At 48.2% G+C, this 14,783-nt stretch carries 7 protein-coding genes; 1 reads left to right on the forward strand and 6 read right to left on the reverse strand.

What is annotated here, in order from left to right; translation table 11 throughout:
- Positions 1-490: 490 nt before the first annotated feature.
- Entirely contained in the window at positions 491-7,390 is a 6,900-nt protein-coding gene (locus DW677_RS07435) for a YDG domain-containing protein (protein WP_117566787.1), read from the reverse strand.
- Between the two features lie 229 nt (positions 7,391-7,619).
- Between DW677_RS07435 and DW677_RS07440 the strand changes: the two genes are divergently transcribed.
- Positions 7,620-8,372: a LytTR family DNA-binding domain-containing protein gene (locus DW677_RS07440; protein ID WP_117566788.1), complete on the forward strand. Its 753-nt coding sequence runs from the start codon at positions 7,620-7,622 to the stop codon at positions 8,370-8,372.
- A 28-nt stretch (positions 8,373-8,400) separates the two neighbouring features.
- Here DW677_RS07440 and DW677_RS07445 read toward each other — a convergent pair whose 3' ends face one another.
- The 5 genes from DW677_RS07445 to DW677_RS07465 form a co-directional block, all read right to left on the reverse strand.
- Complete coding sequence (locus DW677_RS07445) at positions 8,401-8,658, reverse strand: TM1266 family iron-only hydrogenase system putative regulator (protein ID WP_117470367.1); 258 nt, start codon at positions 8,656-8,658, stop codon at positions 8,401-8,403.
- Positions 8,659-8,973: 315 nt separating this feature from the next.
- Positions 8,974-10,518 carry a 2,3-bisphosphoglycerate-independent phosphoglycerate mutase gene (gene gpmI, locus DW677_RS07450; protein ID WP_117566789.1) on the reverse strand — a complete coding sequence of 515 codons (1,545 nt, stop codon included), beginning with the start codon at positions 10,516-10,518 and terminating at the stop codon, positions 8,974-8,976.
- Between the two features lie 221 nt (positions 10,519-10,739).
- On the reverse strand, positions 10,740-12,173 hold the full coding sequence (locus DW677_RS07455; protein WP_117472476.1) for a sigma 54-interacting transcriptional regulator: 1,434 nt from the start codon (positions 12,171-12,173) through the stop codon (positions 10,740-10,742).
- A gap of 171 nt (positions 12,174-12,344) precedes the next feature.
- Positions 12,345-13,472 carry a 2-hydroxyacyl-CoA dehydratase family protein gene (locus DW677_RS07460; protein WP_117470364.1) on the reverse strand — a complete coding sequence of 376 codons (1,128 nt, stop codon included), beginning with the start codon at positions 13,470-13,472 and terminating at the stop codon, positions 12,345-12,347.
- Positions 13,465-14,760 carry a 2-hydroxyacyl-CoA dehydratase family protein gene (locus DW677_RS07465; RefSeq protein WP_015553692.1) on the reverse strand — a complete coding sequence of 432 codons (1,296 nt, stop codon included), beginning with the start codon at positions 14,758-14,760 and terminating at the stop codon, positions 13,465-13,467. Before DW677_RS07465 ends, DW677_RS07460 begins: the two co-directional genes overlap by 8 nt.
- Positions 14,761-14,783 lie beyond the last annotated feature (23 nt).

Consider the following 14,783-nt stretch of genomic DNA (forward strand, 5'->3'; position numbering starts at 1 on the left):
TTTCTTCCAAGTCTGCAATCGCAAATATATTGTCCCTGCACTTATTGACCGATTCACAAGATGATGTGTTTTTCAAACACTGATTATAAAGTAATCAACTTATAAATTTGAGCTTTTAACTCAATCAATAATGTGGGCTTAACCCCACGCGGCGCTTGACCCGCCTGTCCGATGGGCTTAACTTCCGTAGTCTGTTCTGCGGGAGTGGTCATTACATACATTTGCATGAAAACGATAAATGTCTCTTCACACTATTTCTATCATACATGAAAAAACATAGAACTGTCAAGTAAAAATTTCGTTACGTGTTTGACAAAGCAAATAGAAATCCGGAAGGATTCCAAAGCCTGCGGATCCCTTCCGGATTATTCTATAGTTCGTACAAGAGCATCGCTCTGCGAGAATGCACCATGATTCTTACGGGAATACGCCAGCTTCTCTTACCGGAATCACGCGCCAAGTCTCACGGAGGTTCGGCTTGAAACTCGCTTTACTGCTTGTTTCTTCCGTCCCAGACACCGTTTTTATCTACATAGTATCCGTCCGGTGTCCTTTGTCCGGCGTACATAATCCCTCTCTTTCCATCGGAAATCGGGTTAAAATAGTACCAGACTCCATTGAGAAGCATCCAGCCGGTCTGCATGCCGTGTTCCGGATCCATATAGAACCAGCCGCCGTAATTCTCATCTCTTAACCAGCCTGTCTTGGCATAACCCGTTTCATCAAAGGCCCACCAATTTCCGTTGATCTGCTCCCAGCTATGCGAAATATCACCGGAATCACGTACGCTTCCCTTCGGGTAGGTATTATCTGCAAAGCGTAACCACCAGCCATGCTCATCCAGCATCCAATGGCTCTTTCCGTCATTGACAAAGCTGTTTGTTTCTCCTGTGATAATTCCTGTTATACTGTCGATCGTTCCTTTGACTGAATCGTGGCTGACTGCACCGCTGCCGGAGGTTTTATCCTTACCGGAGGACGGGTTTTGGTGTCTCGGTCTTTCCGGCTCATCCGAATCATCGGAATCATCCGTTCTGTTCGATTCGTTCGGCTTGCCTGTTTCGCCTGGTTTTCCCGTTTCTCCCGGCTTGCCTGCTTCACCCGGCTTTCCTGTTTCGCCCGGCTTTTCCGTTTCACCCGGCTTTTCCGTTTCGCCCGGCTTTTCCGTTTCGCCCGGTTTTTCCGTTTCGCCCGGTTTTTCCGTTTCGCCCGGCTTATCTTCCGTTGCTGTCACTTCTGCCGTACCGGTCATCGCTGCGATCTCATAACGAGCGGATGCCCATTCATTCGGTGTAAATACCACCTCGTAGCTATGGGTGCCTGCCTGTGCCGTCTGGGCTGGATCCTTCCAGGCAAAGCTTCCGTATTCGGTGCTTCCTCCTGATAAGGCAGAGTCACTCAGAGGACTTCCCGCCTTCACCGACGCTGCCGCCGGCCAGGTGATCTGCGGTGCAGCCAACTTTCCGATCGCGAAGGTATACGCAGCCGGAGCAGGCGTGTTGTATTTGGCCGCCCAATCATGATTAGTGTCAAAATCAAACTCGGCGGTCATCCGGTGCGTTCCTACGGATGCGATTCCCGGCTTCGTCAGGTTGAGGACCGCAGTTCCAGCTTCCCCTACAGGGATCGTATCAGGATTCTGAATTCCATTATCATAGAAGCGGATCATACCCTGCGGCTTGTCACCATACGCTCCCTTAATACCTGCAATGATATCAAAATCATCCTCGTAGGTTCCAAGGATCCCTTCCGACTGCTGCGCTCCGGTACTCCGGTTCACAGCCGTTAAGGTAAGGATGAGTGTTCCTTTTTTAACGGTTATCGTTCCCTCTGCCGGCGTGCTTGTGCCAAGGTAATTCGTTCCGTCTGCCATGGTGATGCTTACCTTTGCAGAACCGACACCTTTGATGGTCACCTGTCCCTGTGCGTCCACGGTGAGAACCGTTTTATCAGAGCTTTCATACTTCAAAGCTCCATCTCCCGCTTTATTCACACCTGTCAAGGAAAAGCTGTCGTCTCCATAGGTTTTTTCTCCAATCCATGCTTGCGGATCGATTGAAACCGAACCCTGTATCGGACGGATCGTTCCGTTCGTCTGAGCCGGATATACCACACGGTAATTCTGCAGATTCACCGTGCCCGTGCTGCCATCTGCCTCAATTACTGCCTTTGAAGAATCAACGGTTACCGTCTTACCTGTTCCGGCATTGGCATCTTCAAATCTTCCCTTCAGGCCACTGATCCTGTATCTCTGACCCGAAGCTCCTATCTCTACCGTCGCCTCTAATGCGATATCGGTACTTCCATCATAGGGCTTTTCAATGGGTGTCTTAAGAACTGCGGTCAACTCTTTCGGAGATATCTCCGGAATCACGCTTCTTTTCAAGCTATTTCCATACTGCCCTTCTGACGCTCCATCCGGGATAAATTCTACCTGATATGCAGTTGTTCCCTTTACCTCCGGATAAATGGATGAAGCGAGCGTTCCTTTCTGATCCTTACTGAAGCTCCATGTTCCAGAAACCGGTGATCTACTATAATTAACAACCTGAAATCCTTCTGCCAGTTGTACCGAAATCTGATCAAGTGTCTGTCCATAGGTTCCCGTCGTTTCAAAGGATACTTTACCGGCGGGACCGTCGATCAGTAATGCATCCGGTGTTGTCACCGACAAGCGTTCAGCCGGCTTCGATGCAAAGCTACTGTCTGTTGCTTTCACACGAAGGGTTATATAATAGGTGTTAGCCGGAGTCAGACCATTAAACCGATTACTAAACTGAGTCCCTGGCTGCCACTGAAGCTCACCATCCGCAGATTTTGAAATTCCGTACTCACAACCGGAAACGGGCTGTCCCTTTACCCTGATAGAGTAGCTGTCTTTCGTTACATCTGTTCCCTGTATCGGATCCGGTTTTTTCGGTCTTACCGGAAGCTTTATCCCGGCTGCTTCGCCTGCTGCTTCGGAACCTGCGGCCGCCTTTCGCACATACAGAGTAATCTCGGTCGCACTCTCCAGCTGTTTATCCAGAATTCCCGTCAGAGACACCTCGCCGCCTGCCGGAATCTTTGTCCAAGTTTCAACCATCATAGATTGCGCATATTCGAGATCATACAAAGCCATATTTTTCAGGACTTCCCTTTGATAATCAATATAGGTCTCTTTACGCTCCAATACATTCTCATCCTTACCTGCCTCAACCTTTCCGGTAAATTCCACACCGCCAAAGGTGGCTTTCACTGCCTCCGATGCCGGAAGATACATATAAATCTTTCCGTTGGAATCTGTCCGGACATCCTTAAAGCCGTAGGAGCTTCCTTCAATACCTGCTTTTTCAACCAGTGTATTATTCTCATAGATACCGGTCAGATCCGCTGTGGTGAAATAAACCGGCTTACCATTCCCATCTTTTGCTGTATTCTTCTGCCACTTTTCGCCTGCCTTCTCCCAGCCATAAATGATCGGTCGCGGTATATTTCTATCCGCCCCTATCAAACAGATCGTTCCACCTGTAATCGTCACATCGGTTGGTGCCTGTGTAGACTCATACCCCTTTCCAATATGAGCAGCATTCCTACCGCTTTCATTATTTTTCTTCACTAAGCATATGGTGCCGCCGTCAATCAGTACACTCGATGAACTGTCTCTACCGCTTCCGATGCAGGCACCATCATAAGAATAGGCTGTAATCATTCCACCATGAATCTCAATCTTTGCAATTATCGCTGAGCTTCCAGGGACATATCCAAAACCGCTTCCAATTCCGGCACCACTCCACGAGCTTGCATTCACCGTTCCGCCTTCTATCACGATTTTACCGGTTCTTTCCTCATTCCTAAAAGCACCTCCTGTTCCGATTCCGGCACCACCACTACTTTTTGCAGTTACATTTCCTCCGCTAATCCATATTTCTTCTACACTTTTTCCTACCGAAGCACCAATAGCCGCTCCTTTAGAAGCGGAAGTTGCACTTACAGTTCCCCCCTTGATGTGAATGATTCCTGCATCCTGCTCTCCATTTCCTCCAATTGCTGCACCACTCCTGGTTACATTTGTATTATTGAGCACCTCTATGGAGCCCTGCTGCCCCAGTTCATTGTCAATCGTAAGCTTTGCACCTTTCGCCACGCTGATGCCGGCAGGTGAAGAAGATTTCTCTGATTTATTAATCGAAATCTTGTTTTTCCCTTCCAGATAGGTGATCACCTGGGACTCTCCGTTTATCTGAATCGGTGCGATAGCCTCTGCCGGTGTAATCGTAAGGTTCTTTAATACGAGCTTTAGTTCCCTGGAAGCTGGGATATCCACGGAGAGATGATACTTCTCTACATTATTCCCAGATGAAGTGATCCGATAGCATTTATCATAGGACTGGTCTATTAACCTTGCTGTAACCACCTGGCCGGAACCATCTGTTTTAGAATATAATATTGTCAGCTTACCATCTTCCTCGGAAAAAGATATATTTCCAAGGAACAGATCCAGCTCTCCCTCCAGCGCCTCTGCCTCATTTAATACAGTAATATCCGTTCCTGCATCCCCTGCCTTTACCGTTTCGTTGTCCAGAGTAAAGCTTCCATCGGAGCTGCCTAATTCTGTGATGCCTGTATTTATCACAAACCGGTAATTTCCGGCCGGAAGATATGCCAGAGCATATGCATGATTGCCTGCTTCTGCATCGATTGTCAGCTTCCCGTCAAAGGCAAACTGGCCTTTGTCCTGCTTTAATTCCACCGGAGCTTCTAAGGCTCCAGCCAGCCGTCCGGCTGTCAGGGATACCCTCTCTGCCGCCCGCACCTTGGATGAGTAGAAGTGGAACCGGACAGGATACAAGGGTTCTCCGATGGTAAGGGAAAGATTCTTTTCCTCCTTTGACTCCATCGAGAGGGATCCTGTTACTGTAAAGCTATTCGTATTTTCTCCTTCCCCTCCTTCTTCCTTTACCTGAACCGATACCGGAACCACTCCGGACAGAGGCGTATACCAGCTGACTTTATCGGTCTTTATCTGATAACCGGAAGCTTTTTTAGATGAATAGGTTACTACATCCGGTGCAGTGCCGCCTTCGCTTGCTTCTTCCCCCAGTCGAACCGTCAGTGTATAATTCTTATCATTCTTCAAACGGTCATCATGGATGGTCAGATCCATTGTCTTCTGGTAAGCGGCTTTTCCCAGCGTGACGGAGATGGCTTCATCCTTTCCTTTGTTTAGAACAACCCTTCCATCCATCGTCTTACCTTCCCCGCCACCGGAAGGCTTCAGCTCTACAACCATCTGCATATTTCCAGAATGGCCTATCCACTGGGTTATATCCGGTATCGTTCCCCTGAATCCGGAGACGGTCATTTCTGCCTTTGTCTGATAAACCGGAGAGTCTTTTCCTGTATCATTTTCCCGATACAGGGATATGTCAGCCTGATAGGTTCCATCTGGTAGCTGGTTATCATATACGGTGATCCGGAATGTTTTCTTTCCGTAGGTACAGTCTCCCCGGGGCTCAATTTTGCTTTCAAGTGGCAGCTCTAACTGCACCTCCTCGGAAATAGTGACACTGCCGCCTTTCATGCTATTTCCAGACAAAGGCTTTAACACTCCATAACCAATATTTCCGCCCGTTACCTCCACAGATCCACTTAATATCCGGATATCGCCACAGGATAATTGTAAACCATCCACTCCATTCCATCCGGTGCCGATGGCAGCTCCCGGATATCCTAATTCGCCATTATTATAAGAAGATACGGCTATATTGGGAGCTTCGCCTTCCGTCCCGCCGATCACGATGGTGTCTACACCTCCACCAGCTCCGCCTCCGATTCCGGCTCCTGTCTCCCTTCCTCCTGCTGCGGTTATCCTTCCGCCCAGTATTTCAATGGTTCCGCCGATTCCATACAGACCGGTTCCGATTCCGGCTCCTCCATGATAACGCGTCGATTGGGAAACCTGATAAGCTCCACCTTCAGCTACAATGCTTCCACCCTTGATTATAATCGTTCCTGTCCCATAGTTCTTATCTGCACCTTCGTAACCTGTTGTTCCGGGTTTTCCTCCGATACCGGCGGCCCCATAGGCACCTCCCACTGCCTTCAGACTTCCGGTACTCTGCTCCGTAATAACCAGCGTTGCATCTTTTCCCACCTCAATTCCGGCTCCATCATCCAGTCCCACAAGTGTATTGGTTCCTTCTAAGGTCAGATTCAGCCGGGCATTGCCTTTCAGGTAAATACCGGCCAGATTCCATCCTCTGGCCCCATCAGATTTGATCGTTACATCTTTAATCGTCAGATCGACCGTAACATTATCAATTATGATACCGCCCTTGATGTCTGTATAAGTCGACTCCGGCCGGGTGCTCGGGCAATAGGAGCCGGTAATGGTTTTTCCATTAAACCGATCTTTGTTAGTGCTATTAATGAGCAGATGCTTATTATTCAGGTTATATTCCACGCCTGCCAGAGTCATCAGCTGCATCTCTCCTACGAGAACGCAGATTTCCGGAAGCTCTGCCTCCTCTCCCAGTGAATATTCCTCCGGCAAAACCGGTGTATAGACATAGGCACTGCCGTTGTAGTCCTGGTTTGCCTCATGATAGCCTGCCCAGGTCTTATAGGATGTTTCAATAGGTTCTCCATCCTCGTCAAATTCTTCAAAATAGTCCTGTGGGGAGATCCCGCCATGAAATTCCGGGTAGTCGCTCTCACCAATATCCAGCTTCCAGGTCACGCCAAAGATCCTGCTGATATTCTCATCTGCTTCCGCTTCTGAACGTTCTTTTTCATCATCAGCTTCCGCATCTATCTGCAGTTTCCCTTCTGCTTTTGGAGCATCCTCTAAAGTTTCCTGCTTCATCCGAACCTCCAGAGTATCCGGAAGAACGATATCGCTTTCTTTGGCACCCAGAGACAGCTTCTGCACCGCAATAGCCTCATCCAGCCCCAGGAACGCTTCTATCTTTGCCCCTGTTGCTGTGCCGTTTGGTGCTCCGTTTGTTCCGGCCTCGGTTCCTGCTATTGCTCCGTTTGCCCCTGCTTCTGCTTTGTTTGCACCTGACTCTGCTCCCGCTTCTGCTTTGCCTGTATCTGCATCTGCCCCTGCTTCTGCTTTGCCTGTATCTGCATCTGCTCCTGCTTCTGCTTTGCTTGTACCTGACTCGCCACGGTTATCTTTTATTTCCGCATTCGATGGAGAAGCATTCGACGGAGAGGCTTTTAATACAGATTCTTTTGACGTAGATTCTTTTTCTGCCGTTTCCGCAGTATCATCTGCTCCCGTTTCAGCCCCGATCCGCTGCAGCGAACCGGCCGCCAATGCCTGCGGCTGCCATTCACATGTATTCCATATTAATATAGCTGACAATGCAGCTGCTAAAATTCGTTTCGATTTTTTTCTCATACCATTTTCCTCCCACTGAGACAAATTTGCTATTACTACCACCAAAAAGAGGTGGAAGTCTTCTCGACTGAGATAAACATCAAGTTCCCGTAATATTTACATTTTTCGTATAATCTTCTATACTAATAGTATATCAATTACGTGTTTTTCTGAAAACCACCTCGACGCAAATGGTCAAACCTCGACCTAATTGGTTCAGAAGCATCGTGGTGAAGGGAGTGCTGCAATTATGATGCATATTGCCATTGTGGAAGATTTCGTTTTCGATCAGAAGCATCTGATTAATTTAATACAGAAGAATTTCGAGAAATATGGAGAAATGGCTGATTTTACCTGCTATGAGAGCGGTGAATCATTCTTAGAGGCTTTCCGCCCCGGTCTTTTCAACGCCGTATTTATGGATATCATGCTTGCAAAAAACGGCCTGAACGGGCTTGAAACAGCCGAAAAGCTTCGAGCTGTTGCCGCGCGGATCCCTCTTATCTTTGTGAGCAATGAGCGGGACTATTCCCTTGAAGGATACCGGGTACATCCGCTTGACTATCTCTTAAAGCCGGTGGATGCGGACACACTGGCCTGGTGTCTCGATGAGATCCGCACTTTTCGGGCCGAACCGGCTTATATCGAGATTCAGGCTGTCCTTGGACAGGGGCAGTCATCCTGCCAGCGGATTCTTCTGGATGATTTTTTATACGCAGAAACGCAGAATCACCGCCTGATCATCCACACGTTAAAGGGGGATGTTGCCACGCGCCTCTCCTTTTCGGATCTAATGGCGCTGCTGCCGAAAGGCGGACGTTTTTATATGAGCGGCCGCAGTCTCCTCCTCAATTTTTCACAGGTGATCTCTGTGGAGGAGGATGGCTCTGTCCGTCTGAAAAACGGTTCCTGCCTTTTCTGCAGCCGACGAAAGAAAAAAGAGACAAAGGAAGCATTTATGGCATACCTGTTTACCTGTATGCGGAAGGGAATGATTTCATAAGGGAGATTTGGAGCATGCGATTCTCCACCTACTGCCCATTCTTCGAATACATCACTTTCGCACTGATCCCTCTGATCTTTCCAAGCTTCCCGGAAAGCGCGCTGATCCGGTCGGCCGGAGCGTCTACGATAACGCTGATGATGTTCACATGTTTCTTTTCATATGGAAGTCCCATTCTTCCGATAATATAGGGGCTGTAATCGTGAAGGATCTGGTTGACCTCCCCCACAGCCTCTTTATTTTCTACAATGATTCCCACAACTGCGATTCTTGTTTCCTGTTCCATAACATTCTCCTTTTGTCCTGCCGAAAATATTTCTTTTATCTTAATGTCAGAGGATTCTTTATGTCAAGTATACGCTGTGAAATTGTTCTTATATAAAAAATGTGTCTTGGCATATTCTCGCGCCTCACGCGGTCGCTTACGACAGTCTGCATCTTCGCGCGAATGCGCATCTTTGGCACGTCAGTGCCTTTTTATGTAACAGGAAATTCCCCGGAATTTCCTGTTACATAAAAATAGTCCCGACATACAGACTTTTCTGTCCATATTGCCGGGACTGTTTTTATTTTCGCATGATCTTATCGCGCTAAAGTTCTCTTACTCTCTTACTAACAGAGATTTACCAGTCATCTCTTTCGGCTGTTCCATTCCCATAAGCTCAATCAGGGTCGGAGCGATATCTGCAAGGCAGCCGCCCTCTCTGAGGCCGCAGCCCTCGCCCGCGTTTACAAGAATGAACGGAACCGGGTTTGTTGTGTGAGCGGTCCACGGCTCTCCTGTCTTGTAGTCGATCAGCTGCTCTGCGTTTCCGTGGTCAGCACAGATGAACATCACGCCATCAACCTCTTTGATTGCCTCAACTGCTTTTCCAACGCACTCGTCGACAGCCTCGATGGCCTTGACCGCCGCGTTCTCAACGCCTGTGTGGCCTACCATATCCGGATTTGCAAAGTTTACGATGATAACATCATATTTTCCGGAGCGGATCGCGTCTGTCAGCTTCTCACAAACGGCCGGTGCGCTCATCTCCGGCTGAAGGTCATAGGTTGCGACCTTCGGGGACTTCACAAGGATACGGTCCTCACCCGGATTCGGCTCCTCAACGCCGCCGTTGAAGAAGAAGGTAACATGGGCATATTTCTCTGTCTCAGCAATTCTCGCCTGAGTCTTCCCGTGGGCAGCAAGGAACTCACCGAAAGTATTCTTGATCGTCTCTTTCTTGAATGCGACAAGTTTGTTCGGAATCGTCTCATCGTAATCAACAAAGCATACATATGTGGTCTTGATCCTCTTCGCTCTCGCAAATCCTGTAAACTCGTCATCACAGAATGCGCGGGTCATCTCTCTTGCGCGGTCCGGACGGAAATTGAAGAAGATCACGGAATCGTTGTCCCTGATCGTTCCGATCGCATTTCCATCTTCCCCTGTCACGACAGCCGGAACAACGAACTCATCCGTCTTTCCGTCATCGTAGGACGCCTGAATCAGTTCCGTCGCGGATGTTCCCTTATTGCCCTCACCCGCTGTCAGTGCCTTATACGCAAGCTCCACACGATCCCAGCGGTTGTCACGGTCCATCGCGTAATAACGTCCCATAACAGATGCCACCTTGCCGACACCGAGCTCTTTCATCTTCTCCTCTAACGCTGCGACGAAATCCTTTCCGGATGCCGGCGGAGTGTCACGGCCGTCTAAGAAGCAGTGAACGAATACCTTGTCGAGTCCGTTTCTCTTTGCGAGCTCTAAGAGTCCGTAAACATGGGTGATATGGCTGTGTACGCCGCCGTCGGATAAGAGTCCGAACAGGTGAAGCGCGGAGTTATTCTTCTTGCAGTTCTCAACAGTTGCAAGGAACTCTTCGTTCTTGAAGAAATCGCCGTCCTGGATAGACTTTGTGATTCTTGTCAGTTCCTGGTAAACAATGCGGCCTGCGCCCATGTTCAGGTGTCCGACCTCAGAGTTTCCCATCTGTCCGTCCGGAAGTCCGACAGCAAGTCCGCTGGCCTGACCCTCCACAAACGGGCACTCCTTCATTAAGCGGTCCATCACCGGTTTCTTCGCCTCATATACCGCATTTCCTTCATGTGTTTTATTCAGTCCGTAACCATCGAGGATCATTAACACTACTGGCTTTTTGCTCATGATTTTTTCTCCTTTATTGCGTGACTGCAGGATTATTTCACTTCTGAATCATTGCCTGCGTTCTTTTAATAAATGCAATCATATTTCTGCGCCTGAAGCGGAATTTTCCCGCCCATGACTTTTATATTTATACTATCATCGCAGAAACATCTATATTTTATACCAATCACATCATTCCTGCAACCATTTCAAAGAAGAAATCGTTATAAATTTATCATTCATTATCGCTCTTTTTCACAATATTGACATCGCTCAGAAAGATGGTATTCCTTTATCATATACTGAAGCTTTCTTTTCGAGATTCCCAGATACTGGGCAGTCTGTTCCCTGTGTCCTCTGCAGACCTCCAGAGCATGCATAACTTCATCCTTTGTCATCAACTGCTTTGTATAGCTGCGGCATACCGAGATCTGAGTAGGCGTATCCGGAAGTGCCTCTCTCTCCAGTGTCCCAGCATGGCTCTCCAATATTTCCGGCGGAATACAATTGATTTCCTTGACCGCCTTTGGTGTCATGACGACGATCCTTTCCGCGAAATTGCGGATTTCCCTGACATTTCCAGGCCAGTCATAATTCTTCAGCGTTTCCAGCACTTGCTCTGAAAGGTTTTTCTGCAAATTATACTTGATGCAGAAATGATGAAGGAAATGCAGACAAAGCGGAACGATGTCCTCTTGCCTCTCCCTCACTGGCGGGATCGTCAGCGGAATCACCTGAAGACGGTAATATAAGTCTTCCCGGAATGTCCCATCGTGAACCATTTCTGTTAGGTTCCTGTTTGTCGCTGCAATCAAGCGGAAATCAACTTTTTTTGTTTTTGTGGAACCGACCCTCTGAATCGATTTTTCTTCCAGAGTTCTGAGAATTTTTCCCTGAATACTGAGCGGCAGGGAGTTGATCTCATCCAGAAATAACGTACCTCCATCGGCCGCTTCCACCAGCCCCATTTTGCCTTCCTTGTTTGCGCCGGTAAAAGATCCTTTTTCATATCCAAACAATTCCGATTCGATCAGATTTTCCGAAAATGCCGCACAGTTTACTGTGATCATCGGCTTTTCTCTCCGATCACTTCTCTGATGGATGTAATTTGCGAGAATCTCTTTTCCGCTTCCTGACTCTCCGTAGAGGAGCACGGTGGAATCCAGGGATGCCACATTATCTGCCACTTCAAGGAGCGCGCGGAATGAACTGCTCTTAGCTACAATATCAGCGCCTTCCACCAGCTCTTTTCCGCTTCCGAAGCTGACGATCTGATTCTGGCGCAGGAGTGCCTGGTATAAGTTTTCAAAACTCTCCACATCCTGGAGTGCCATGATCACATATTTTATTTTTCCATTTTCATCAAAAATCGGTGTTCCCGTCACAACCCGGAGCCTTCTTTTACTATCCACATGGTCCTTATTTTTATAGTACTGCAACCGGCTGACCCTGTGGTTCTTCTTCTTTACAAGGTCAAACACACAGACATCGAGAATATTCAGGAAGTCATGCACATTCATTTTCAAGAATTCCAGCATAGGAATATTCCGCCAATTTACAAGTTCCGTATTTACAAACAAATAATTGCCTTCAGCATCAAATAATGCGATGCCAATATCAAGATTATTCAAGATTTCTAAGTATGGAAAGCTGTGCGGCGTCATATTTTCTCTCATAAGTATCTCCTCCACCAAAGAGTATACCATATTGCAACTTTAGGCACAAGCTATGCACGAGTTGCATTTTTTCTCATCTTTCTTTTATACTGCCTAAAATTGCAAAAAAGGAAGGCATCCCGTTTCCAGTAATGCCTTCCTTCTGTTTCATTGGACGATACACGTTCAGGTTCAGAACAGTTCCGCAAACGCCTGTACTCTTGTCAGGAGCTGCTCATAGTTTGTGTTCAGCGGATCGATCTCGATCGCCAGACACGGATATCCGGCCTTTCTCAGGTCACGCTCAAAGTACGGCTGATCATACTCTTCCGGATCACAGAATTTCATCATGCAGCTGATCACACCATCTGCTTTCTTTTCCCGGCACATATCGATCAGCATCTGTCCTCTCGGCTTTCCTTCCTCATGGATCAGGCTGCATCCATACCGTCCCATCCACTGCTTTGCAAGGCGCTTTAATCCGCCTCCTCCATTGGACGGGGTGTCGGTACGATACTGCTGGCTTTCCTGTACCAGATCATCTGCCACAATTGCAATGTTGTTCTTTTCCAGGATATCGAGGATTTCGTCAGGCTCACAGGAAATTCCCGTGAGGACTACTTTTCTTCCAGTAAACTCATGGACCGGAAGCTTCTTCAATTCTTCATTGATCTCTTTTATGATCTGGGTGTGCTCGCCCTTTTCATAGAACCAGGCACTCTTCATGACCGCATGGCGCACCTTCGGCGTAATAATATCCAGATGATCTGCCGCAAGATCGGCAAATTCCCGCATTGCCGCGTTGTGTGCATTGTAGACCTGTATGGTTTCCTGAAGACAGCGCTCCTTCATCATCTCTCCCGTAACGGTCGCCAGAATCACAAGGACCTGCTCATACTCACTGATCAGATATTCCAGGGCTGCCGGTGACTTTCTGTTCTGCGGATACACGATCGGCGCCATCGGAATTTTCTTTACTCCGAACCTCCAGTTCTGCGTCATGCAGCGGAGCGTATCGCAGAGCGCCGGGATGATCACCACAGACATTCCGTCATATGTACCGTTTAATCCATACTCCATGTTTGCCTGCATGACCGGACATGCAAACGGAGGCAGATAGCTCTTTGCAAGCTGGATATCTGCACGTCCTCCAAAAAGTCCCATGGGGATCATTCCAGACGCATGTACCAGCTCCTCCGGTGTGTATGGCTCAAAACATCCAACAATCTTTTTTCCTTCCTTCAGATACCGGTCCATCTGAGCCCGAGGATTCCGGCATGCTTCCTGTAAAAGTTCAATATTTTTTTTCAGATCAGCCATCTGCTTCCACCCCTTTCTTCTGGCTCATAACTTCAACCAGTCCCTGGATTCGTGTCTCAAACTGAGCTTCACTGAAGTTTCTGTAGTCCGCCTGGTCTCCGTCAAAGGAAGTAAACGGAACTCCCGCTAATTTTGAAAGCTGTCTCTGAACCTCCATCATCTGGCAGTCCATAACCTTACAGCTCCTGTTTACATGATAGATCGTTCCCTCGCAGCCGAAGCGTTTCAGCGCTTCTAAACGTCTGTCGAGCATCGTAGTCGCGTTGTCACCGTTTGTGGAGGCAAAGCAGTAAGCTCTCGCCATTCCGTCCAGATCCTCATACTCGATGGCCCACGCCTTACCGTAACTGGAGGCAACCATGTTGATTCCATGTTTTTTCAGTGTCCTGAGGTTATGACTCAGGTACGGCCAACAGGCAATTCCGTCCCAGGATACGCGGAATTTTTCTTCCACCGGGAATGTGGAAGTTCCATTTTTAATGTGTTCCTCGATCTCATCATTCAGCTGCTGCAGGATCGCTGTCGTCGATTCTTTTCCGCGGTTGCAGACCATACAGGCCATATAGTTGAACAGTTCGAATCCGCTTAAGGGGGAGGGCTTCCGATCCAGCAGGTTGTTGGCACGTTCCCACAGATAACTGTTCTTCTGACTGATCTTCATGATCTTCTGGAACCGCTCCTCATCCCATTTCTTCCCGGTAAATTTGCAAAGGTCCTCGATCAGCTGATCGATCTGGGCGCGCACATAGCGCACTCTCGTCTCTGTCACATAATCGTATGGATTATAACAGGTATCGATAAAAAAGATCGGGATGTTCATCTGCTTGGACAGATTCTCGTACCATTTTGTCAACTGGTTACAGATATTGTTTGTCAGAAGCAGAAAATCCGGTTTTACCATTTTTCCGCCGTCCGGAAGCTCGATTTCACTCTCGCCGTTCAAAACAGCCGCATAGGCGAGATTAACTTTTGCGTATGCGCACAGATCATTGGAATACCCGAGCTCACCCTCGCACTCCTGCAGGAACGGGTCAGCCTGATGTCTGGCCGCAATTCCCGCCGCATGGTTTTCCGGATAGAGAACATTTAATCCCAGTGTCTCTGCGATCTCCTGGGGGAAGATTGACGCGGACCAGCCCACCGGCTCGCCTTTTTCCTTGGCGAGTCTGGCGTTTTCAAACATGGCTGCCGTCTGTTCTCCCATCATGATCATGCTTTTTGCCTTTGGTCTCTTTGGTTTCGGGGCAGGAGCCGCAGCTGCTGCCTCGTTTACAGTCGTCTCACTCATAGTTTTTCTCCTTTTCGAATCTG

The sequence above is a fragment of the Clostridium sp. AM25-23AC genome (assembly GCF_003435125.1).
Taxonomy (GTDB): Bacteria; Bacillota; Clostridia; order Lachnospirales; family Lachnospiraceae; genus Pilosibacter; species Pilosibacter fragilis.

Bases quoted from the DNA above. Each gene is read 5' to 3' on its own strand.
- DW677_RS07435 (WP_117566787.1), bottom strand. From the start codon at position 7,390: ATGAGAAAAAAATCGAAACGAATTTTAGCAGCTGCATTGTCAGCTATA.
- DW677_RS07440 (WP_117566788.1), top strand. From the start codon at position 7,620: ATGATGCATATTGCCATTGTGGAAGATTTCGTTTTCGATCAGAAGCAT.
- DW677_RS07445 (WP_117470367.1), bottom strand. From the start codon at position 8,658: ATGGAACAGGAAACAAGAATCGCAGTTGTGGGAATCATTGTAGAAAAT.
- gpmI (WP_117566789.1), bottom strand. From the start codon at position 10,518: ATGAGCAAAAAGCCAGTAGTGTTAATGATCCTCGATGGTTACGGACTG.
- DW677_RS07455 (WP_117472476.1), bottom strand. From the start codon at position 12,173: ATGAGAGAAAATATGACGCCGCACAGCTTTCCATACTTAGAAATCTTG.
- DW677_RS07460 (WP_117470364.1), bottom strand. From the start codon at position 13,472: ATGGCTGATCTGAAAAAAAATATTGAACTTTTACAGGAAGCATGCCGG.
- DW677_RS07465 (WP_015553692.1), bottom strand. From the start codon at position 14,760: ATGAGTGAGACGACTGTAAACGAGGCAGCAGCTGCGGCTCCTGCCCCG.